This is a genomic window from Thermosynechococcus sp. (genome assembly GCF_025999095.1).
Lineage (GTDB): Bacteria > Cyanobacteriota > Cyanobacteriia > Thermosynechococcales > Thermosynechococcaceae > Thermosynechococcus.
Window position 1 is genome coordinate 1,337,021 of sequence record NZ_AP024678.1, and the last position, 21,029, is coordinate 1,358,049.

20 protein-coding genes, 1 tRNA gene, 2 pseudogenes and 1 riboswitch are annotated in these 21,029 nt (G+C 53.3%); of the genes and pseudogenes, 16 read left to right on the top strand and 7 right to left on the bottom strand.

Annotated features, from left to right (window positions below; translation table 11 throughout):
• Positions 1–18 precede the first annotated feature (18 nt).
• From Q0W94_RS06540 to pgl, 8 genes are all read left to right on the top strand, one after another.
• Positions 19–939, top strand: coding sequence for an ABC transporter substrate-binding protein (locus tag Q0W94_RS06540; protein ID WP_297756900.1), 921 nt, complete (start codon positions 19–21; stop codon positions 937–939).
• A 117-nt stretch (positions 940–1,056) separates the two neighbouring features.
• Positions 1,057–2,028, top strand: coding sequence for an L-histidine N(alpha)-methyltransferase (gene egtD / locus Q0W94_RS06545; RefSeq protein ID WP_297756902.1), 972 nt, complete (start codon positions 1,057–1,059; stop codon positions 2,026–2,028).
• A gap of 71 nt (positions 2,029–2,099) precedes the next feature.
• Positions 2,100–2,696, top strand: a complete 597-nt coding sequence (locus tag Q0W94_RS06550) for an ATP-dependent Clp protease proteolytic subunit (protein WP_041428943.1) — start codon at positions 2,100–2,102, stop codon at positions 2,694–2,696.
• 46 nt (positions 2,697–2,742) lie between these two features.
• Complete coding sequence (locus tag Q0W94_RS06555; protein ID WP_297756904.1) at positions 2,743–3,177, top strand: hypothetical protein; 435 nt, start codon at positions 2,743–2,745, stop codon at positions 3,175–3,177.
• A gap of 10 nt (positions 3,178–3,187) precedes the next feature.
• A complete protein-coding gene (locus Q0W94_RS06560) occupies positions 3,188–3,661 on the top strand; it encodes a Tic20 family protein (RefSeq protein ID WP_297756906.1) in 474 nt (157 codons plus the stop codon).
• Positions 3,662–3,724: 63 nt separating this feature from the next.
• Positions 3,725–3,841 carry a photosystem II reaction center protein I gene (locus Q0W94_RS06565; protein WP_011056917.1) on the top strand — a complete coding sequence of 39 codons (117 nt, stop codon included), beginning with the start codon at positions 3,725–3,727 and terminating at the stop codon, positions 3,839–3,841.
• Positions 3,842–3,909: 68 nt separating this feature from the next.
• Positions 3,910–5,862, top strand: coding sequence for a DUF3769 domain-containing protein (locus Q0W94_RS06570; RefSeq protein ID WP_297756908.1), 1,953 nt, complete (start codon positions 3,910–3,912; stop codon positions 5,860–5,862).
• Between the two features lie 12 nt (positions 5,863–5,874).
• Positions 5,875–6,600, top strand: a complete 726-nt coding sequence (pgl, locus tag Q0W94_RS06575; protein ID WP_297756910.1) for a 6-phosphogluconolactonase — start codon at positions 5,875–5,877, stop codon at positions 6,598–6,600.
• Here the strand turns inward: pgl and mutY are convergent.
• Positions 6,597–7,703, bottom strand: a complete 1,107-nt coding sequence (gene mutY, locus Q0W94_RS06580) for an A/G-specific adenine glycosylase (protein ID WP_297756911.1) — start codon at positions 7,701–7,703, stop codon at positions 6,597–6,599. The two genes, pgl and mutY, sit on opposite strands and share 4 nt — an antisense overlap.
• 3 nt (positions 7,704–7,706) lie before the next feature.
• Positions 7,707–8,033, bottom strand: a complete 327-nt coding sequence (locus Q0W94_RS06585) for a DUF760 domain-containing protein (protein WP_024124133.1) — start codon at positions 8,031–8,033, stop codon at positions 7,707–7,709.
• A 183-nt stretch (positions 8,034–8,216) separates the two neighbouring features.
• On the opposite strand from Q0W94_RS06585, the gene deoC reads away from it, so the two are divergent.
• Positions 8,217–8,870 carry a deoxyribose-phosphate aldolase gene (gene deoC, locus Q0W94_RS06590; RefSeq protein ID WP_297756914.1) on the top strand — a complete coding sequence of 218 codons (654 nt, stop codon included), beginning with the start codon at positions 8,217–8,219 and terminating at the stop codon, positions 8,868–8,870.
• Here deoC and Q0W94_RS06595 read toward each other — a convergent pair whose 3' ends face one another.
• Positions 8,871–10,211: a TldD/PmbA family protein gene (locus tag Q0W94_RS06595; protein WP_297756916.1), complete on the bottom strand. Its 1,341-nt coding sequence runs from the start codon at positions 10,209–10,211 to the stop codon at positions 8,871–8,873.
• Positions 10,212–10,439: 228 nt separating this feature from the next.
• Here Q0W94_RS06595 and Q0W94_RS06600 point away from each other — a divergent pair.
• Positions 10,440–10,676, top strand: a pseudogene (locus Q0W94_RS06600) (hypothetical protein); the annotation flags it as partial.
• A gap of 14 nt (positions 10,677–10,690) precedes the next feature.
• The gene (locus tag Q0W94_RS06605; RefSeq protein ID WP_297756919.1) at positions 10,691–11,326 is read left to right on the top strand and encodes a ribonuclease H-like domain-containing protein; all 636 of its coding nucleotides are present in this window, start codon (positions 10,691–10,693) and stop codon (positions 11,324–11,326) included.
• Here Q0W94_RS06605 and Q0W94_RS06610 read toward each other — a convergent pair.
• The 3 genes from Q0W94_RS06610 to Q0W94_RS06620 are packed head-to-tail and all read right to left on the bottom strand — an operon-like array spanning position 11,291 to position 14,524.
• The gene (locus tag Q0W94_RS06610) at positions 11,291–12,061 is read right to left on the bottom strand and encodes a PD-(D/E)XK nuclease family protein (RefSeq protein WP_297756921.1); all 771 of its coding nucleotides are present in this window, start codon (positions 12,059–12,061) and stop codon (positions 11,291–11,293) included. The genes Q0W94_RS06605 and Q0W94_RS06610 overlap by 36 nt on opposite strands.
• Before the next feature lie 3 nt (positions 12,062–12,064).
• Positions 12,065–14,125, bottom strand: coding sequence for a zinc metalloprotease HtpX (locus Q0W94_RS06615; protein ID WP_297756922.1), 2,061 nt, complete (start codon positions 14,123–14,125; stop codon positions 12,065–12,067).
• A gap of 18 nt (positions 14,126–14,143) precedes the next feature.
• Complete coding sequence (locus tag Q0W94_RS06620; RefSeq protein WP_315863109.1) at positions 14,144–14,524, bottom strand: DUF2237 domain-containing protein; 381 nt, start codon at positions 14,522–14,524, stop codon at positions 14,144–14,146.
• Positions 14,525–14,652: 128 nt separating this feature from the next.
• On the opposite strand from Q0W94_RS06620, the gene clpS reads away from it, so the two are divergent.
• From clpS to Q0W94_RS06635, 3 genes are all read left to right on the top strand, one after another.
• A complete protein-coding gene (gene clpS / locus Q0W94_RS06625) occupies positions 14,653–14,937 on the top strand; it encodes an ATP-dependent Clp protease adapter ClpS (RefSeq protein WP_297756925.1) in 285 nt (94 codons plus the stop codon).
• Between the two features lie 108 nt (positions 14,938–15,045).
• Positions 15,046–16,761 (top strand): diflavin flavoprotein, encoded by a 1,716-nt coding sequence (locus tag Q0W94_RS06630; RefSeq protein WP_297756927.1) that lies wholly within the window; start codon positions 15,046–15,048, stop codon positions 16,759–16,761.
• A gap of 63 nt (positions 16,762–16,824) precedes the next feature.
• Positions 16,825–16,906 (top strand) — tRNA-Leu (locus tag Q0W94_RS06635).
• Between the two features lie 22 nt (positions 16,907–16,928).
• On the opposite strand, the pseudogene Q0W94_RS06640 reads toward Q0W94_RS06635, so the two are convergent.
• A pseudogene (locus Q0W94_RS06640) lies at positions 16,929–17,357 on the bottom strand (SufE family protein); the annotation flags it as partial.
• A gap of 209 nt (positions 17,358–17,566) precedes the next feature.
• Positions 17,567–17,712, top strand: a riboswitch (cobalamin riboswitch).
• Positions 17,713–17,986: 274 nt separating this feature from the next.
• On the opposite strand from Q0W94_RS06640, the gene metE reads away from it, so the two are divergent.
• Positions 17,987–20,263, top strand: coding sequence for a 5-methyltetrahydropteroyltriglutamate--homocysteine S-methyltransferase (metE, locus tag Q0W94_RS06645; RefSeq protein ID WP_297756928.1), 2,277 nt, complete (start codon positions 17,987–17,989; stop codon positions 20,261–20,263).
• A gap of 301 nt (positions 20,264–20,564) precedes the next feature.
• Positions 20,565–21,020 (top strand): hypothetical protein, encoded by a 456-nt coding sequence (locus Q0W94_RS06650; protein ID WP_297756929.1) that lies wholly within the window; start codon positions 20,565–20,567, stop codon positions 21,018–21,020.
• Positions 21,021–21,029 lie beyond the last annotated feature (9 nt).

Consider the following 21,029-nt stretch of genomic DNA (forward strand, 5'->3'; position numbering starts at 1 on the left):
TGATGCAAGGACAGCACTATGCAGTTGCGCCGCCGCACCTTTTTGCGTTGTGTAGCGCAGGGAATGGGCGCGATCGCCATCGCTACAGGCAACAAAGCCCTCCTCACGGCCTGTGCCGGCAATATCAGCTCAACCCCTGAAACCTCAACTACGGGCACCGTCTCCAATAATGGTCTCCTCAACCCCGGTACATTAGCTTGGGGCGCAGACGACATTGACGGTGCTCCCTACGTTTTTTACGATCCTGTTCAGCGGAGCAAACTCGTTGGTTTTGAGGTGGACATTGCTGAGGCGATCGCTCGCTTGATGGGGGTGAGGTCGGTTTTTGTTGCCTGTGACTATGGTCAACTCTTTGCTAGCCTTGCCGCCAATCGCTTTGACATGATTCTCAACGGTTGGGAAGTCACTGCCGAGCGCCAGCGCATCCAACTGTTTTCCCAGCCCTACTATCGCTATGGTCAGCAGATTGTAGTTCGAGCAGCCGATACCCGTTTTCAACAATACACCGCCACCGGTGAAGTCACCCTTGCCAATCTGGCTGGCATGACCGTTGGCACCGGCGTCGGCTACAAAGCCCAAGTCTTGCTTGAGGAGGCCCCCAATATTCAAACCCGCACCTATCGGAGCGCCCTAGACTGTTTTGATCAGCTTGCTCAAGGACGACTGGATGCTCTACTGATCGACTTCCCACTGGTGGCCTACTATGTGTTGGGGGTAGGCCCTGGGGCGACGCCCAATCCCGACTTGCGTCCAATTGGCGCCCCCATCTTTTTGGATAACTATGTGATTGCGTTTAATGCCAATAGTCCCAAAGCAGCAACCCTCCAAGCAGAAGTCAACCAAGCCCTCGACATCCTCAAAAAAGACGGTACATTACGGCGCATCTATGAAAGCTGGCACCTATGGAATGACCAACAGGCGCAAATCGGCATTGTTTAAGGGATGAGGGCAATACTTGCGGATGAGTGGGCCCACTGGGTGGTGAAGGCGAGCCTCAAAGCAGCGGCTAGAGACTAGAATAGTCTAAGACTTAGACATTCTGGAGCCGCTCTTTCTGTGAGCGATCGCCTACACCTGACCCACTTAGTCAGTCTCACCACAGAACAGGACGGCCAAGATGTCATCCGGGGTCTGACTCAGAAACCCAAGTCGCTTCCCTCCTACTATTTCTACGATGCTGCGGGATCGCGCCTTTTTGAACAAATCTGCGGGTTGCCGGAATACTACCCTACTCGTACAGAATTGGGCATTTTAGAGACCGCCGCCGGGGCGATCGCCCAACTCACGGGCCCCTGTGAACTTGTGGAACTGGGCAGCGGTAGCGATCGCAAGATTCGTCTCCTTCTGTCGGCCTATGCTCAAAGGCAGCCCCACCTTTATTACCGTCCCATTGATGTCAGCGGCTCGATCCTCAAAACCAGCGCCACGGCGCTTCTTGCTGATTATCCCCAGCTGAGTATTTATGGCCTTGTCGGCACCTATCAAGTAGGCTTAGAGCACCTACCCCCGCCCTTAGCACCCCGCCGTTTACTCTGCTTTCTCGGTAGTACCATTGGCAATCTCTCCCCCAGCGAATGTCAGGCCCTCTTTCAACAGATACGTCGAGTTCTTCGGGAAGGGGATTATTTGCTGCTGGGCGTGGATCTCATCAAAGACCCGAGCATTTTGCTTCCTGCTTACAACGATGCCCAAGGGGTGACGGCTGCTTTCAACCGCAATATCCTACATCACCTTAACTGGCGCTTTCAAGGAAATTTTCAGCCCGCAGCCTTTGCCCATCGCGCCATCTATAACCCGATTGCCCAACAAATTGAAATGTATCTGGATTCACAACAGAGGCAAACCGTTACCTTAGCTGCCCTCGATGTTCAGTGCACTTTTGCTGCCGGTGAACCGATTCTCACCGAAATTTCCCGCAAGTTTGACCTTACGGCCCTTAGGGAAGCATTAACCACCGCCGGATTTCGATGGGTCACTGCCTTTACTGATCCTCAGCAGTGGTTTGCCCTCTGCCTGTGCCAAGGGTAGAGCGAAGGCTCTAAGAATAGGTTAGAATCAGGGAGAAAAGCGGCGTTGATAGCTCAGCGTGGAAGGATCCTATGCCCATCGGAGTACCCAAAGTCCCCTACCGGATGCCCGGTGAACCCTACACCCAGTGGATTGACATCTATAACCGTCTCTATCGCGAGCGGATTATTTTCCTGGGTAAAGAAGTGGATGATGAGATTGCCAACCAAATTGTGGCGGTGATGCTCTACCTTGACTCCGAAGATCCGGGCAAAGACATCATGCTCTACATCAACTCCCCGGGTGGCTCCGTCACTGCTGGTATGGCAATTTACGACACGATGCAACATATTAAATCCGATGTCGTCACTATCTGTGTAGGTCTGGCTGCCTCGATGGGGTCTTTCCTCCTTGCAGCTGGTACCAAAGGCAAGCGGTTGGCACTCCCCCACTCCCGCATCATGATTCACCAGCCCTCTGGTGGCACCCGTGGCCAAGCAACGGATATCGAAATCGAAGCTCGCGAAATTTTACGGGTACGACGGCAACTCAATGAGCTCTATGCCTACCATACGGGTCAGCCCCTGGAAAAAATTGAGCGGGATATGGATCGCGACTTCTTCATGTCCGCTGAGGAGGCAAAAAACTACGGCCTGATTGATCGGGTGATTGAAGAGCGTGCTAACTAGTCTGCCCAAAGGGGTTATCTAAGACGTTATTGAGGTATTGAGGCTTATGATGTTGCGATCGCCGAAGCGTGCCATTGACATTGGCCTATCGCTGGGCAGTCTCCCTCTTCTTTTGGGTACCCTGATTGCGATGGCAACAGCTCAGCCAGTGCGTGCCCAGGGTGCTAGTCTGCTGCCGCCAGAGATGATGAAAACCACAGTTGAGCAGATGAGTGATGCCCTTGCAAAATACGTATCAGGGGCTAGTTGCGCCGATATTGCCCAGTTGATCCAAATGCTTCCCACCAATAGCAGCAATCCAGCGCCTGATCCTAGCTCGATTATTGGTGCGCTCATGCTCTCAATTAAGAACAGCCCTGAGCTTCAATTCATCATTGCCTCGCGGGTAGGACCTCCCTTGATTAGTAAAACCATGGAATGCAACATGATTTCCCCCGACCTCCTACTGAAGGTGATGAGTCAATCCCCCTCTACACCCTAAGGAGCAGTCTATGAGTTGGCGTGCCACCACCACTGTGCCGGATCGTATCTTTGCCAGTTTAGCCTATCTACTACCCCTTTTCTACGTCATGCCCTTTGGCGGCTTTTTATTTGAGCTATTTCCGCCGCTGCAAGCATTAGTCTTGGTGGTACTGCCCGTTGCCTTAATCTACTCAATTCCCTTTGCGGGGCTACTCGTTTTTATGCTTCTGTACCTGCTGGTGGTACGCAACAACCGTGTGAGTCTCTTTATTCGCTACAACACAATGCAAGCACTGTTGATGGGGATTGTGCTGTTTATTGCCCAACTGCTAATAGAACTCCTTGTCCGCATTGCTAGTTTTGACCTGTTAATTAAGGTGCTCTTCAACTTTATCTTTATGGCCACAGTGATTGGCGTTGTCTATGGGGTGGTGCAGTCTGTGCGCGGCATCTATGCCGAAATTCCCACACTCTCAGATGCCACAAAAAGCCAAGTGTTTTAGGGGATGCGAGGAAGTCCCTCATCCCGTATGATCAGAAGTTGACGCTACGAAAAACACAACATCATGGAAACACTCAAAATTACCGTTTATATCGTTGTCACCTTCTTTGTACTGCTGTTTGTTTTCGGGTTCCTCTCGGGTGACCCAGCGCGTAACCCCAAGCGTAAGGATCTCGAGTAATCCTCGCCAAAGGGGGCAGGCATCGGGTAACCTAACCAGGCAGTGGTCGTGAGGAAGTTTGACCGTTGTTGTTCTTACCCCTTTTTGCTAGTCTGCCCCCCCCTACACCACCCGCAGAATTGACGGCGGTTAGCGGCGCCTCACAAGCAGATCTACTTGGAACAACGGTAGTCCCTGATCTAAGCAATACAACACCGATCAGCCCTGAGCCAACACCTGATTTTACAGCCCCCCTTCGCCTTGGGCAGGCAAATGCTGCAACCTCGGTTGTCCGTGATCAACCCTTAGAGGTGACAGCCGATCGCCAGGAGTTTGACCTGATGCGGCGGTTGTTTAATGCCATTGGCAATGTTTTGCTGCGATTCAAGGAAGCCGAACTCACCGCTGATCGCATTCAAACCGATATTGACGCCCAAATTCTGGTGGCAGAAGGGAATGTGACAATCACGCGCGGTGATCAGGTCCTACAGGGCGATCGCTTGGAGTACAACCTCAGACTGGATCAAGGCTCTCTCACCAATGCCCGCGGGGTGGTCAACACCGCCACAGTGGATCAAGATCTGAATCTAACGCGTTCCCCTGATCCGCCGGCCCCTGGGCCACTTCCCGGCTTCAGCGCCCAGAATCCAACTCTTCAAGCAGAAGCGACGGAGACCTTCGATCGCCTGCGCTTTGAGGCGGATCGCCTGGAGTTTGATGGTCGCCGCTGGTTTGCCACTAATCTACGGATCACCAATGACCCCTTTAGTCCGCCAGAACTGGAAGCACGGGCACAGCAGGCCATAGCCGAGCCCCTCACCGCCGATGAAACCCTACTGCAGGTACAACGAGGCAGGGTTGTTTTTGACCAGCGCCTAGCTTTACCCATTGTCCTGCGGCAATTTGTTGTGGGTCGTCCCTATGAGATTCTGCCCTTTGAGTTTGGCTATGATGAGCGAGACCGAGGCGGCCTGTTCCTTGTCTATCGTTACAGAGCCATTAATACCCCCAATACTCAAGTCACTTTCCTGCCCTCCATTTACTTAGAGCGCATCATTAGCAACGACTTTAACTTCTTTGATGCCAACAGTTATGGGGGGGCAATTGAATTGGGCCACCGGTTTACCCCCCAAACCCGCCTACGGGGCTACGGTTTCCTGAACACCTTAGACCCCAGTGATTGGCCACGTACCTCACGGGCAGGAATAGACCTGTTCCACAATTTTGATGCGCGAAACCTGCTGACCGTGTCTGCCATTTACCGCCAGCGCGTCTTTAATCGTTCCCTAGGGGAGCAGGAGATTAGCAGTAGCTTTGGGGGGACGTTCAGTGGCACGCGTCTTCCCTTCTCAAGCCAAAATTTAACGTTTAGCTATCTGCTGGGAGGGCAATACGTCACGGCCGCCAGCGATGATCCATCTTTGCCCCCGCAGCCCAGCCTAGGCCGTCTTCAAGCTGCCGCAAGTCTAAACTGGGCGATGCCCATTTGGCGGGGCACTCCCCTACCGCCAACACAAACCCAAGGCCTGCGCTATAGCCCGCGTCCCGTACAACCCTTCCTACAGTTCTACAGTCAGTTGGGCGGTGTAGCTAACTACTATACCAATGGCAGTACTCAACCTGCATTAGTGGCAGGGGCAGGTTTTCGGGGTCAAGTGGGGCATTTTTCTCGTAATTGGTTTGACTACACCAGTTTTGATGTGGGGTTCACGCAGACATTGAGTCAGCCCTCCTCCCCTTTTCTCTTTGATCGCGTTACTGACTTTAGTGTGCTCAATCTGGGATTGTTGCAGCAGATTTACGGTCCCCTGCGGGCGGGTGCCCAAATGCAGATCAATGTGGATACTGGCACAGTTTTTGATACCGACATTATTGTGGAATATAGCCGTCGCACCTACGGGGTGGTGTTTCGCTATAACCTGGATCGCCAGTTGGCGACGATTCTTCTGCGCATTAATGGTTTTAACTGGCGCGGCAATGCCGATCCCTTTTCCAGTCCTGGCCTGGGTACGGCCACCGATGGTGTGATTCGCTCCAATTAGGAGGATGCCCCGATGCCAACACCCAATGTACATGTTTTTTCGGATTTGGCTGCCCTGATGGCGGCGGCAAAGCAGTTTGTTCTTGAGCAGGCAAGGGGGGCGATCGCCCGCTGCGGCAGATTCACAGTGGCCTTGGCCGGTGGTAACACGCCCAAACCCCTTTACCAGAGCCTTGTTGGTGCGACTACCCCTTGGTCACAGTGGCATATCTTCTGGGGCGATGAACGCTACGTTCCCCATGACCATCCCGATAGCAATGCCGGCATGGCCTTCCAGGCGTGGCTCAACCATGTAGCGATTCCCAGAAACCAGATTTACCCAATGCCCACGGAGGAACCCGATCCGCAGACCGCTGCCGATCGCTATGAGCAGACCCTGCACCGAGTCTTTGGCACCCGCAAAGGGGAGTTTCCTAGGTTTGATCTGATTTTGCTTGGTATGGGGCCCGATGGCCATACGGCTTCCCTGTTTCCCCACACCCCAGCTCTGAGGGTGAGCGATCGCCTGATTGCTGTGGGCAGCAAGGATGGTCAGCCCCGCCTGACGTTTACCGTCCCCCTGATTAACCATGCCCGCCAAATCCTCTTTCTTGTCACCGGTGCTAATAAGCAAACTGCCCTGCGCCATATTTTTGCCGGCACGGGTGATCCCTATCTCTATCCGGCGCGGCTGATTACCGGCAATGCCCTTTGGTTTTTGGATGAGGCGGCTGCTGAGGGTGTCGTTGAAAATGCCTAGGCTGTGGGCCTGCCCCGTTCGTGAATGGCCTGAATAATAGCGGTATTGGCTTTGGGGAAGGGAAACTGCTCCAATTCCTCAGGGGTGACCCAACGGATGGCATCGCATCCCAAAGGCTGGGGAGTGCCTGAGAGGTACTGACAGTAGTAGACATGGAGCGTTACCCGAAAATGGCTATAGGCATGATCAATGTCAATCAGGTGTTCGCCAACACGAATCTCAATCCCCAATTCCTCACGAATTTCCCGCTGAATACACTCCTGAACCGTCTCATTGGGTTCAATTTTGCCCCCCGGAAATTCCCATAGTCCCCCCAATAGACCCGTCGGCGGCCGGCGATCGATGAGAATCTGACCTGTCTCATTCCAAATCACCGCGACGCCAATCTTTTTGTGGGGTAAGGGGGAACGGCTCATTTTACGAGGAATCTCATGGGTTAACCGGTGGCGATGGGCCAAGCAATGGCGCTGCCAAGGACAAGCATGACACAGGGGTTGGCGGGGTGTACAGATCGTTGCCCCCAGATCCATCAGGGCTTGATTAAAATCGCGGGGAAACTGGGGGCACAGCAGTTGTGCTGACCACTGCCACAATTGGGCTTCCACTTGCTGCGGGGGAACCGTGACTGCGTAAAGACGGGCAAGAATCCGCTTGACATTGCCATCGAGGATAGGCTGTGGCTGGTTGAAGGCGGCACTGAGGATTGCCCCTGCGGTACTGCGCCCAATTCCCGGCAATGCCACCACGGCTTCGTAGGTGCGGGGAAATTCCCCTGCGTGCTGGCTCACAATCTGTTGGGCAGCGCGATGTAAGTGCCGTGCCCGTGCATAGTAACCCAATCCCTGCCACACTTTCAGAACCGTTTCTAGATCGGCGGCTGCCAGATCGCCAAGGGTGGGAAAGGTGGCTAGCCAACGCTGGTAGTAGGGGATGACGGTCGTCACCTGGGTTTGTTGGAGCATGATCTCTGAGACCCAGATGGGGTAGGGATCCCGCGTGTGGCGCCAGGGTAGGTCCCGCCCCTGCTGCTGATACCAATTTAAGAGGGCAGAACGAAGGGCAGGTAATGTGTACCCGCCCCCCCTGTCCTGTACCGTTGGCATGGATTATTTGCTGTCTTCCGCTTGAGCTGCTGCTTGGAGCGATCGCTCGAACTCAAGGCGTTGTTCGGCGCCGCGCAAGAAGTAACCGCTCATCATGGCCGAAGCCAACAGACGCCCAAGGTGCTCCCGATTGGTTGTAATGGAAACCTCAAACCCCTCCGGTGGCAAGTAGCCCAGCAGGTTACCAATGTGGCGTTCCATCACAATAGCCATTTCTGGCGACGCGGGACGGGACAGGCGAGCCACCACTTCTGCATCCAAACTTTGCAGATAGTTCCAGAGGGAATCGGCACTTTCCTGAAGGTTGCGAGGGTTCATGGTTGGCTCCATAGAGTGTCCTCCCAAAAGATGGTTGAGCACACAGGTGTGTTTGCCTGTGATAACCTAGATTTAATCTAGCAAGGGTGAATTTTAAGTAGGGGGTGGGAGAACCGATCTCCGCAGGTCTCATTTTCCGCCCTGTTTTTATTATTATTCAAGTACTGAAAATAGGGTTGTGCTTGGAAAATCTCTATGACGGAGCATGATCTGTTTGACCTGGCGCCCTACATTGATCATACCCAGCTGGACCCCTTGGCAACCACAGCGGCTATTGAACGTTGCTGTGGGGAGGCCGAGCAGTGGAAGTTTGCTGCTGTCTGTGTGATGCCCGTATGGGTCAAGATTGCAGCCCAGTTACTCCATCGCACGCCCGTAAAAGTGTGTACTGTCATTGGCTTTCCCAGTGGGGCCCACACCAGTGCCACCAAACTCTATGAAGCTCAAGAGGCGGTGGAACATGGGGCTACGGAGTTGGATGTGGTGATTAACTTGGGTTGGCTGAAGGAGGGAAACACCGAGGCTGTCTATCGCGATATTGCCCAAATCTGTGCGGAAACGGGGGTGACGGTCAAGGCAATTTTAGAAACCACGGTACTCACGGAAGAGGAAAAGCAACTGGCGGTGGATATTTGCTTAGATGCCGGGGTGGCCTTCCTGAAAACCAGTACCGGCTGGCGCGGTGGGGCAACGGTTGCCGATGTGCGTCTTCTTAAGCGTCTGAGTCGCGATCGCGTGGGTATTAAGGCCTCTGGCGGCATTCGTACCCGTGAGCAAGCCCTCGAACTCATCAATGCCGGTGCCACGCGTTTGGGCACCTCCCGCAGTCTCGACTTGATGCAAGTCTAGCTATTCACCGGTAATGGCAAGGGGACTCACCCACACTTGGGGACAGCAGCCATAGGGCGTGACTTCCACCTCGCTCCCTAGGTGGAGAATACCTTTGAGCAGGCTACGAATATCTCCGGCAACGGTGGCCGCTTCAATACTAATGGCTTCGCCGTTGCGCAGGAGCCAACCGTCAAAGGGCAAGGAAAATGAGCCTTGGAGCGCTTTAACACCGGCGTGCAGGGCATGGAGTTCATCAACCCAGACCAGTCCATTGGCGCGATCGCCCCCTTCACCCGCCGGCACATCGTAGAAGTAACCACTGACAGTGACTTTTGCCCCCAAGTTGGCATGACCCGTGGGTTGGGTTTGAAAACGGCGGGCAGTACCGGCACTGTGGTAGAGACCCGTGAGAACCCCCTGTTCAATCAAGGGCGTGCGGCGGGTGGGAGTACCTTCCCCATCAAAGAGGGGCTGCCCCACATGCTTAGGATGGCGGGGGTCATCATACACGCTCAAAAGGGGGCTGGCGATCGCCTGATGCAGGGACTCTGGCGTCGAGAGGCTCTGGCGATCCAAGATGTTTTGGGCATTAAAGAGATTGCTAAAGGCATTGAGCAGGCTCAAGAAAGCCGAGGCAGAAAAGAGAACGGGGTACTGGCCAGAGGCAATGGGTTCATAGGCCAAGTGGCGAATGGTTTTGTCGGCCACCTCATCAATGCAACCGGCAATATCCAAATGTTCAAGGTCCGGACTGATGCGCATAGCCCCCGCGCTGCGGGGCTTACGGCCAGCTTCAGCGGTTTTACTGTAGAGGTACAGGGTAGTCGTGGTGGTAGTCTGTTGCCGATCTGCACCATCGCTGTTGAGATAAAAGCGTTCGAGTCGCCGCTGACTCAGACCATTGTAAGGAACGCTGGCGATCGCCGGATGTCGGCTCAGCAGTTCTCGCTCCGCAGCAATCAATTGATCCAAGAGGGTTTTTGCCGAGGCAAGGGGCACCTCAGGCGTCGTTACCGTTGTCTTGTCAAGGGGTGCGCTGGCCAGGGGGCTAAAGTCGGGGATGTCCTCTGTCACCCCAAAGGCACTGGCCTCTTTGGCCATTTCTAGGGCTGTTTCCAGGCCGCGATCGTCCAATTGGGTGGTGCTGGCCACCCCTAAGCGACCTGCTGAGTTCCACACGCGCACGGTAATCCCCGATCGCTGGGAGGCCTTCACCTGTTTGGGTTCTCCCTGCTGCACTTGGACGCTCACCTCATCCACATGGGAGCCACCCAGGTCAAACTTCTCAATCCCAAGGCGGCGGGCAATTGTAGCGACTCGCTCGTGAAGGGTGGATGCACGGGTCAAGGTTACCGTCATGGTGCTCGGTTTAATTAACAAATCTTAAAACTATTCTAACCCTATCCTCGCCACTGTGGGCGATCGCGCCAATGGGCAAAAAATCACCATTTCTCGCTAAGATTTTTGGAGCAAGGTCAATCGCGAGAAAAAACCATGGTGCAACCATCCTTGGGGCTTGATGGTGACGGTGAATGGGCGGGGGGAAAATCACCCCAGTGGTCTGAGCGCCGTGCCCGCCTTGAAGAATTAATCGTAACACTGCGGATTGCCGATGAATTGGCGAGGGGTAAATATTTGATTACTAGTGCAGAATTGGCAGAATTGATGGATGTGCACGCCAGTGCCGTCACCAGTCGCGGTGAAGAATGGGTATGGCGCAACTGGCAGATCTCGCGGGTACGCCGTGAAAGTAATCAAATTCTTTGGCAATTGCAACGGATTGACGTTTCCCAAGAACAGTCCTCAGAATTGCCGCCGCTGTAGTTTACAAGCAAGTTATGCAGCTAGATTTTCCCCTTGAGTGCTTTGACCACGATTTGAGTACCGCCGCCTTGGCGCACTTTCTGAATGCCGATCAGGTGGCCGTGGATACGGAAACCATGGGCCTGAATATCCCCCGCGATCGCCTGTGTTTAGTGCAGGTGTGTGACCCTGAGGGGCAAGTGGCCGTAGTCAAAATTGGCCGCGGTCAGAAAGAAGCGCCCCATCTTCAGCAACTTCTAGAGCACCCCCGCATTACCAAAATCTTCCACTATGCCCGCTTTGATCTGGCCACACTGCGCTACCACTTGGGTATCCGTGTTCATCCTGTCTTCTGCACCAAAATTGCCAGCAAGATTGCCCGTACCTATTCGCCCCGCCACGGCCTCAAGGATTTGGTTTTGGATTTACTGGGGATAGAAATTGATAAATCTGCCCAAAGTTCTGACTGGGGCAATGCCACGGCACTGCGGGAAGAGCAAATTCGCTATGCCGCCAATGATGTCCGCTATCTAATTCCCCTGCGGCAGCAACTAACGGCGATGCTGCAACGGGAAGAACGCTTTGAGTTGGTGCAAAGGGCCCTGAGCTGCCTACCCGCCATTGTGGATCTGGACTTAGCGGGTTACACCCAGGTCTTTGAGCACGGCTAGAAAGGGATCAATCGTTGAAACAAAATTTGGCTGGCGACGCTGGCATCGCTCACAAAAGGCACACCGATCGCAGTATTTCGGAATCTGGGCTGGCGGCACTTGGGGCAGGTTCTGCCCCTGTTGATAGGCTTGCAGCCATTGGCGCAGTTGACTAAGACACTGCTGTAGCATCTGGTGGGTTTGCTCATGCATCGCCTCACTGTAGGGAAAGGTATAGAAATTTTCCCCCCTCTCCCCTTGGGCAAACCAGTAGGTCATAGAAATTTGGCTAGGGCGGTAGGGACTGCTAGCGGCTAAAAGATAACAGTAAAGGCGAGTCTGCCAGTCTTGGGCGAGCTTTTTAGGGGCAGCTGGTCGGGCATAGGTCTTCCAGTCGAGAATTTGGGCTTGCCCTTGGCCAAAAATTACGTAGTCATAAATGCCCACAAGGGTAAACTCCTGCCAGCCCAGACTGCGCGCATGTTCTGCTTCCCCTTGACCTGCAATCATCGGCGGTGGGGTTGCTTGAAAGGCCGCAAACCAGGATTTTAATTCGGGCTGAACCTCAAGAATAGGGCTGACATCGAGTCCTTGAAAATGTTGTTGGAGCAAGCGGTGGAAGTCGCGACCGCGCTTTTGGGCTGCCGTTTGGATTAACTGTGTGGCCTCTGGCAGCATCAAGCCCTCAAGATAGCAGTACTGATATCGCCGTGGACAGGTCTGCAGAAGGCGCAGATGGGCTTGGGAAAGTTCCATGGTCTAGATCCAACCCCATAGTGTCATGATGCCGTAGAGGATCCACAGCGTGGCAAGGGCGATCGCCCAATGGGGGGCTGCCCACAATCGTTTTCGTTGGTGGTCTGGGGAGTGCCACTCTTGGACTTCCACAAAGGGCACGGTACCCCGTCGAAACCAACCGCGAATCACTAGCGATCGCCCCGACAAGGTTTTGAGATAGGCTGGCTCAAGGATTGGCCAAATCGGCCCCCAAGCTCTATGCCAGCAGCGCAACAGAAACAAGCCATGATCCGTCTCCAGCCACAGGTGCTGTCCGAGGCCATTGCGCAAGCCCTTAGCTGCACACAACCTCCCCTTCAGCTCCACGGTGGTACTGTCGAGGGGCAGGGCCGAGGGATAATGGAGGAGTTGACTCAGGGTGTAGGTTTGCGGTTGTCTTAGGGGATAGTAGGCATTGAACCGCAGCAACAGACCTAAACCAATACCAATGGCAATGAAGCCCCGCGCCAGCGTCAACCCATCGGCTAACCACCAAAGGGGAAATGCAACTGGACCCAGCTGCAGGGCAACCTGGCCAATACCTGTGAGTATGAGGGCGATAACAAGGCCGGCGATCGCCCCCCAGAAAGGAGCCAGTTGTTGCCCAGCCCGTTGACAGCGAGGGGAGGAGGCAGAGGGCAGGGAAAGCAGGGGATCCAGTCGCCATTGCCGCGCATAGGTCATCAGGGCTTGCAGGCGCAGTCCAAGGGGACGATGGGAGGAGGTCAAGCGAAACCAATACCGCAGAGGATGGGCGATATCCCACCGGAGCAGTGTTGGCCAATCGAGGGGTTGATCTCCCCACAGGGCGGCTTGGGTGGGGTTTAGGGGCAGAAGCAGGCGCAGGGATTCTAGGGGAGCACCGATCTCTCCTTGGGCACGCACGGTCGTTGCTGTGACTTCCATGAGGCGCAACCAAGCCATCACAAGGGTATTGGGATTCCCCACCAGGGCGGCGGCTTGGCGATCGCTATAGTACTGCCGCAGTTGATTGCTCCAGAAGCAGAGCCATTCTAGCCCCCGAAATAGGAGATAACTCCCCTGACTCAGGAGGGCACAGAGGCCATAAACCGTTCCCCTAAGGAGTCCTTGTTGCCCCTGGCAGCTGTAGGGAGGGGCATGGCGATCGCCCCAACGGCTACACCAACAGTAAACGTCATAGGGCAGTTGCAACAGCAGTACAAGAGGCGTGACTAGGGTATTCAGCCCCAGCCGCAGTTGGGCAATTTCAGTGGCCATTAGAGCCAGCAGTTCCTCGCTAGAGAGCGATCGCAACAAACCTTCGCTGACAATAATTCGCCGCTGCCACCGTCCATAGCTAAAAATCACGGGTGCTGCCGTCAGCAGACAGCCCACTTGGGGACGGGGTTGCCACCATGACCACGGCAAACGCTCCAAGAGCATCACCGTTTCGGGACTATACTTCTCAAGTTCTCCAAGACTAAGGGGACGCAGACCATAACAGGCACGCAATCGCCATGACCACAGCCAACTGCCACCACTGAGCAGCCCCAGCCCCAAGCAACCCACCAAAAACCACGCTATCACCCCCTCCCAGCCCCCCAGGAATGCCAGTTGATCAGTGGCATAACCGAGGATACCAGCAATCACCCCTTGCAGCAGCCAAGCAATTAGCAGCAGTGTTGCCCCCTGGCTCAGCCAGAGATAGATGCGAGGCACCCGCCGCAGTTCCATGGGTGGATTGGAACCCCTTGCCGCCACAAATAAAAGATGGGGGGAGGTCGGTTCCTCATCCCTGTAGCGTTCTAGCTCTGGTAGATGTTTTTGTGCCCAAGCCCGAATCGGTGGCAGGGGCAATCGCGCCAAGAGTTGACACAGATCAATGGCCTCCTGCCATTGGTGAGTGTGGGCATAGGCTTTAATCAGGTGCAGGTGGGCCTTTAGACCTTCGCGGCGTTGACCGTAGCTGGCAATGACTGCTTTGAAGGCGGCGATCGCCAGTTGATAATCGCCGCGATTAAAGGCAGCCAAACCCGCAACATAGCGAGGATCGAGGCGAAAATCAGATTCTGGATCGGGCATATCCAAGTATTCCCCCGCTCACGGTTGCTGCTTACCACCGAGGGCGTGGGCCTTCAAATCCTCGAGGGAGACATACTCCAGGGCACTGGCATGGGTGGCCTCTAGAATCACAGGGGGAGCAACACCTGCTTCAAGGGCTTCACGCCAGCGGGAGGCACACAGACACCAGCGATCGCCCGGCTTCAACCCCGGAAATTGGTAGGCCGGCACAGGGGTCGAAAGATCGTTGCCCCGCGAACGGGTAAATGTGAGAAATTCTGTCGTCATTTCCGCACAGACTACATGGGCACCCACATCCCCTGCCCCTGTGCGACAAAAGCCATCCCGATAGAATCCGGTGAGTGGATTTTGACAGCAGCACTCTAAGGGTGTTCCCAACACATTCATTGCCGTCATCACAGATGTCCCCAAGTCCTTAACTCTCAGTTTAGCCATAGCATAGAAATTTCTTGAATGTCCTGATCGCACCCAATTCCTTTGCCATCGGCTAAAGTAGGAGATAGTACTCTTACCGTTCTATTTGATCTATGCCTAGTGTTGTTCCTCAAGAACGGCAACAGGTTACTCGCAAACACTACCCCAATTACAAAGTCATTGTCCTTAACGATGACTTCAATACCTTTCAGCATGTCGCTGCCTGTTTGATGAAATATATTCCCAACATGACCAGCGATCGCGCTTGGGAATTAACGAATCAAGTCCATTACGAAGGCCAAGCGATTGTTTGGGTCGGTCCCCAAGAACAGGCAGAACTATACCACGAGCAACTGTTGCGAGCAGGCCTGACAATGGCGCCCCTCGAACCCGCATAGGAGTTGTTATTGTAACGCCTATTATCACGGCTATTAAAAACTCTAAACCCAGTTCCCTTTCTTCCTGTGTCAGGATAAAAGGTAGCTTCAAAGATCGAGGAACCGCCTATGGCCGTCACTACGACCAAACGCCCACCCCGCTTAACACTGCAGGTGTTGGACATTGCCCCTGAGACGACGGCAATTCGCTGCCTAGATTGGGATCGCGATCGCTTTGATATTGAGTTTGCCCTTGACAACGGCACCACCTATAACTCGTTTCTGATCAAGGGTGAACGCATTGCCCTTGTGGATACTTCCCATGCCAAATTTGGCGATCGCTACCTCGAGCAACTCTGGCAACTAGTGAACCCCAGTGACTTGAACTATCTCATCATCAGCCACACCGAACCCGATCACAGTGGCCTCGTTAAGGACGTATTGACCAAAGCCCCCCATGTAACTGTGGTGGCCTCAAAGGTGGCATTGCAGTTTCTTGGGGATTTGATCCATCAGCCCTTTAGTCAGCAGCAGGTGAAAAATGGCGATCGCCTTGATTTAGGGAAAGGGCATGTTCTTGAGTTTGTCATGGCACCGAATCTCCACTGGCCAGACACCATCCTCACCTACGACCACGGCACCCAAACGCTTTTTACCTGCGATGTCTTTGGCGCTCACTTCTGCAACGATGATCCCTTTGACAGCGAGCCAGAACTGCTGGCGCCAGATTTCAAGTTCTACTACGACTGTCTCATGGGGCCCAATGCCCGCTCTGTTCTCTCCGCCTTCAAGCGCCTAGAACCCCTGCCACCGGTGCAGCTCGTTGCCACTGGTCACGGTCCGCTGTTGCGCCATCATTTGGATCAATGGCTGCAGTCCTACCGCAATTGGAGCCAAGAACAGGCTAAGGCCGCCACAACCGTGGCCATCTTCTACGCTGCCAACTATGGCTATAGCAATGCCTTGGCAGAGGCCATTGAACGGGGTGCCGCCAAAACAGGGGTGGTGGTTGAAAAAATGGATCTGCTCACGGCTGAACCTCAAGATATTCGTGAACTGACGGAGATTGCCGCTGGGATTATTATCGGCACACCACCCACCACCGCTGTTGCCAAAACTGCCCTCAGTACAATTCTTGCTGCCGCCCATGCCAAACAGGCCATTGGTGTTTTTGAAAGTGGTGTGGCCGATGCTGAACCTGCCTATCCGCTGCTGAACCAGTTTCGGGATGCCGCTCTAGTGCCCTCATTTCCAGTGATTCGGGTAACCAGCCCCCCCACTGATGCCCTCTTTCAAGAGGCGGAAGAAGCCGGTACTGACATGGGTCAATGGCTGTTGCGCGATCGCACAGTTAAGCAAATGAAGGCCCTAGACACTGAGCTCGAGAAGGCCCTTGGTCGCCTCAGTGGCGGCCTGTACATTATCACAGCCCAAAAAGGCACCATTAACAGTGCCATGTTGGCCTCTTGGGTAGCGCAGGCCAGTACCGAACCCTTGGGAGTTTCCATTGCCGTGGCCAAGGATCGGGCCATTGAGTCATTTCTGCATGTGGGGGATACCTTTGTCCTCAACGTTCTCGAAGAGGGGAACTACCAACCCCTGATGCGCCATTTCCTGAAACGATTCCCCCCAGGGGCCGATCGCTTTGCCCAGGTGAAAACCTATCCCGCCAGTAATGGCAGCCCGATTTTGGCCGACGCCCTTGCCTATATGGAATGCACTGTTGTCAGTCGTCTAGATGCCCACGATCACTGGATTGTCTATAGCACCGTTGACAGTGGCCGCGTTTCCAAGCCCGATGGCATGACCGCTGTTCACCATCGCAAGGTGGGGAACCACTACTAAACACTAAGCACTAAACAGGGAGGCGATCGCCCCCGGCGAAAATTGCGCTAAACTAGGTTTGCTGCGGACGTGGCGGAATTGGCAGACGCGCTAGATTTAGGTTCTAGTACCGCAAGGTGTGTGGGTTCAAGTCCCTCCGTCCGCACTTTAGAATCTAATGCAGACTCCTGCAAATAATAAGCAATCGCTTTCTTTTGTATAAATCGAAAAATGTTGTAAAAACCATTCACCCGCGAGGGAGTTAGGCGAATTTCGAGGCCTGTTCGCTGAATAAAATCAGGCTTTAACTGGAGGATTTCTGCCGGCGTCAAGCCATTTAACCCCTCGATTAACAGTCCCACTAATCCCTTAGTGAGCTGGGAGTCGGAATCTCCCTGAAATATCACTCTCCCCTCCTGCAAACTAGCAGTCACATACACTTGCGAGACGCAGCCGGGAACTTTGTTTTCTGGCACCTTTTGCTCCTCAGGGAAAGGGGGTAGGCACTTCGCAAATGAAAGTAGATACTCATAGCGCCGTCGCTGCTCTGGGATCTGTTGAAAACGTTGGACAATCTGCTCAAGACGGGGAGGCAAGGGCTGGCAAAAAGGTGACATGGCGATTGTAGCAATGAGCTGCTGACAGAACGTGAAAATCATTTTCACTTCAATTATACTTTCACGCGCCTAGGGAGACCCCCTGTGACCAGCGATCGGCTGCCTGGGCTAAACTTAAAACCTATGAATGACATTCCCAGATCCTGATTCATCACCCAGAGTTGTTACTTCTATGGGATGTGCTTTGATATCCCCGCTGGGTTATGCTATGGTTCACTTAGTTGCTCGGTTCTGGTGGGGATCAGCCATCAGACGTAAGGGGGAAAGTGCAGTGTGAATCTGCCGCTGTCCCGCAGCTGTGAGGAGAGATATCACTCTCTAAGTCAGAATGCCCGCCGAGTGGTCAACCCGATACGTCAACATCTGCGAGGTACAGATGATGGAAGCAAGCTTTTTTGATTTCTATTACTGTCGAACTTCAAGCTTTGACCCCCCGAGGCCAAATTATCTGAGTTTAACGAACTGCTGCTAGGTAGTAGTGCTGCTGGCGTAAAGGTAGCAACTAGCTTTTTTCCGATTGTTCGCGGATTTTAGTTAGGTATCTGCCTTTGTTTCTGAATGGGGCTGTTTCTGAGTCGGGAAGCAGCGAGTTTTGCCATTGGACTTACACAATTTAGGCTAAGAAAACGATGAACATTCAAACCGCAACCCTGGGCTATCCCCGTATTGGCAAAAACCGTGAGTTAAAAAAGGCACTAGAAGCCTTTTGGAGCAATCAACTGGATGCAGAAGCTTTGCTCAAAAAAGCTCAAGACATTGAATTGCAGAATTGGCAAAAACAGCTTGAGGCGGGCATTGATCGTATTGGTATTGGTGATTTGAGTCTTTACGATTCTGTTTTAGATTGGAGCATCCGGCTTGGCATCATTCCAGAGCGGTACCGCTCTTTTACAGGTCTGGATCAATACTTTGCAATGGCAAGGGGCAAGGATGGTATTCCAGCCCTTGAGATGACTAAGTGGTTTGATACCAACTATCACTATTTAGTCCCTGAAATTAGTGAGTCTTTTCAACCAACCGACTTCAGTGATTTCCTAGAAACTGTTCGTCGTGCTCAAACCCTCCTAGGCGATCGCGCCGTTCCAATCGTGCTGGGGCCTCTCACCCTCCTACGGCTCAGTCGGCTAGAGACGAACCTAGAGCAAGCTGTTTCCTACTTGCGCGATCGCTATCTCATCCTGTTGAAGGAACTCAAAAATCTGGGTGTTGTTGAAGTGCAAATACACGAACCCGCCTTGGTCTTAGAAGATGCTGATAGCTTTAAGAGCTTCTATCAATCAACATTTGATACACTGCGTCAAGCTAACCTACCGATCCATCTTGTAACCTACTTTGATGACCTAGGGGCAGCCTGGCCCTGGGTGATGGAGTTACCTGTGACATGCATCAGTTTAGACTTTACCCGTGGGCAGAACCTAGCCCTGCTGAAACAGTATGGCTTCCCAGCAGATAAGCAATTGGGGGTAGGAATTATTGATGGCCGCAATATTTGGAAAATTCGGCCTGAATTGGTATTGTCAACCTTGACAACCATTCAAAGCATCACCGCCAATATTCGGCTACATCCCTCATCTTCCCTGCAATTTGTTCCCTATGATGCAAAGCGAGAGGTCAAGCTACCAGAGCCTCTGCGACATGTCTTGAGTTTTGCTGAGCAAAAGCTAGATGAGGTAGTCCTCTTGGCTCAGGTGCTCAGCAGCAATGATGGAACCCATCGCGAAATCTTACCGCAAAACCCCGAATTGACAGCCATACAAGCTCAATGGAAAGCCTTTGAGCAATTTAGCCCTGTCAATCCAACGGTGCAGGCGCGGCTGCGCAATCTGAGTGCGCGTGATTTAGAGCGCCCGCTGCCTTACGAGCAACGTCGCCCACTCCAGCCAACCCTGCCGCTCTTTCCAACGACAACGATTGGATCATTTCCCCAAACTGCCGAGGTTAGGCAACTGCGGGTGAAGTTAAAACGGCATGAAATCACCCAAGCCGAGTATGAAGCAGCAATCGATGCGGAAATTGCCAAGTGCATCCGGTTACAGGAGGAAGTGGGTCTAGATGTGTTGGTGCACGGTGAGTTTGAGCGCTCCGATATGGTCGAGTTCTTTGGCCAGCAGCTCTCTGGATTTGCCTTTACAGAACACGGTTGGGTGCAAAGCTATGGCAGCCGCTGTGTACGTCCACCAATTATTTATGGTGACGTTGCCCGCACTCAGCCGATGACCGTTCGCGAGTTTAAGGTGGCACAATCCCTCACCGACAAAATTGTTAAGGCCATGCTGACTGGACCTGTCACTATGATGAACTGGTCATTTACCCGCACTGACATTCCTCGCAGTGAACAGGCAATGCAGATTGCCCTTGCTTTGCGAGATGAAGTTGCGGATTTGGAAGCAGCCGGTGCGAAGATGATACAGATTGATGAACCTGCCCTGCGGGAAGGGCTACCCCTGAAAGCCGAACGCTGGAATGAGTATTTGTCTTGGGCTGTGGATGCCTTTCGGTTAGCTGCTGGTGTTGCCAAGCCTGAGACGCAAATTCACACCCACATGTGCTACTCCCAGTTTGGTGACATCATTGAGCACATCGAGCGGCTAGATGCGGATGTGTTGTCAATTGAAAATAGCCGCAGCAATAATGAGACCCTATTTCAAATTACAGATGCCGGCTACGGACATCAAGTCGGCGTCGGTGTTTATGATGTCCACAGCCCAGCGGTGCCCAGTGTTGAGCAGCTAGTGCAACAGCTCCGAACTTCAGTTGAAAATTTACCCCCTGAACAGATTTGGGTCAACCCTGATTGTGGCTTAAAAACTCGCCGCTGGGAGGAAGTGATTCCATCCCTGAAAAATATGGTAGAAGCCACCAGAACTATCCGGCAAGCGGCGATGCAATCTAAAAATAACGCCTAGACACTCTGTTTCCGCTCCTGGCAAAAGCCAGGTCCCTTAGGAGTATATTCCGGATGTCGGTGAGGAAGGGATGGCCTTTAGGACTGACAATGCCATGCCTTCCCACAGTGATTGAGATGCTGGGCTCAATTCCTATCGATGGCCTACCCTGCACAGTTGGGCTTTTGGTCATCGGTAGGAATCAGCAATATCAACTTCCTAAACAACGGCGATATCTCAGCGAAGGACTGTTATGTCCAGGGGCAATTCTAATCCTGTTGCGTCCAGTGCCAGCCTGAATGACTCTCTCAAGGAGAAACTCATGGATGAACTATCGGAAATGCTACATTGGCAGCAAGCCTTTATTGCCAGGAATTTGTTAGTACTTGGATATAACGCTTGGGCAGGTTACCTATGCGGTGAGCGAGGAGTGGTTATTTGCAGTACCAATTCTCCTGAGTTTGGCATTGCGGGGGAATCTTTCCGAACTCACTTTGTTCCCCGTTCCCGCCTTGCTCCCTTCTTAAATGCTTGGTTAGCCGCTCCTGATACTGTGATTTTGCGCCATCACTTTATGACTGCCCACATTTTGGAAGCCGTGGATTCTTACCATCCAGCTACCGAATTAATATTCCTCTTGCAATCCTTTAATCGAGTAACGTTTTTCTATCTGCGGAATTTACCGATCGCCCCGCCTCAATGTTATGAACAGGTGCGTAGAAATTGGCAAGAGTTTCAGCTAGCTACTTGTCAAGGGCAGTGCCAAACTACACAGTAGCTTTGAATT

Excerpts from the sequence above, each read along its gene's own strand:
- Q0W94_RS06540 (WP_297756900.1), top strand. The coding sequence starts at position 19 with ATGCAGTTGCGCCGCCGCACCTTTTTGCGTTGTGTAGCGCAGGGAATG.
- Q0W94_RS06550 (WP_041428943.1), top strand. The coding sequence starts at position 2,100 with ATGCCCATCGGAGTACCCAAAGTCCCCTACCGGATGCCCGGTGAACCC.
- Q0W94_RS06555 (WP_297756904.1), top strand. The coding sequence starts at position 2,743 with ATGATGTTGCGATCGCCGAAGCGTGCCATTGACATTGGCCTATCGCTG.
- Q0W94_RS06560 (WP_297756906.1), top strand. The coding sequence starts at position 3,188 with ATGAGTTGGCGTGCCACCACCACTGTGCCGGATCGTATCTTTGCCAGT.
- Q0W94_RS06565 (WP_011056917.1), top strand. The coding sequence starts at position 3,725 with ATGGAAACACTCAAAATTACCGTTTATATCGTTGTCACCTTCTTTGTA.
- pgl (WP_297756910.1), top strand. The coding sequence starts at position 5,875 with ATGCCAACACCCAATGTACATGTTTTTTCGGATTTGGCTGCCCTGATG.
- mutY (WP_297756911.1), bottom strand. The coding sequence starts at position 7,703 with ATGCCAACGGTACAGGACAGGGGGGGCGGGTACACATTACCTGCCCTT.
- Q0W94_RS06585 (WP_024124133.1), bottom strand. The coding sequence starts at position 8,033 with ATGGAGCCAACCATGAACCCTCGCAACCTTCAGGAAAGTGCCGATTCC.
- deoC (WP_297756914.1), top strand. The coding sequence starts at position 8,217 with ATGACGGAGCATGATCTGTTTGACCTGGCGCCCTACATTGATCATACC.
- Q0W94_RS06595 (WP_297756916.1), bottom strand. The coding sequence starts at position 10,211 with ATGACGGTAACCTTGACCCGTGCATCCACCCTTCACGAGCGAGTCGCT.
- Q0W94_RS06605 (WP_297756919.1), top strand. The coding sequence starts at position 10,691 with ATGCAGCTAGATTTTCCCCTTGAGTGCTTTGACCACGATTTGAGTACC.
- Q0W94_RS06610 (WP_297756921.1), bottom strand. The coding sequence starts at position 12,061 with ATGGAACTTTCCCAAGCCCATCTGCGCCTTCTGCAGACCTGTCCACGG.
- Q0W94_RS06615 (WP_297756922.1), bottom strand. The coding sequence starts at position 14,125 with ATGCCCGATCCAGAATCTGATTTTCGCCTCGATCCTCGCTATGTTGCG.
- clpS (WP_297756925.1), top strand. The coding sequence starts at position 14,653 with ATGCCTAGTGTTGTTCCTCAAGAACGGCAACAGGTTACTCGCAAACAC.
- Q0W94_RS06630 (WP_297756927.1), top strand. The coding sequence starts at position 15,046 with ATGGCCGTCACTACGACCAAACGCCCACCCCGCTTAACACTGCAGGTG.
- metE (WP_297756928.1), top strand. The coding sequence starts at position 17,987 with ATGAACATTCAAACCGCAACCCTGGGCTATCCCCGTATTGGCAAAAAC.
- Q0W94_RS06650 (WP_297756929.1), top strand. The coding sequence starts at position 20,565 with ATGGATGAACTATCGGAAATGCTACATTGGCAGCAAGCCTTTATTGCC.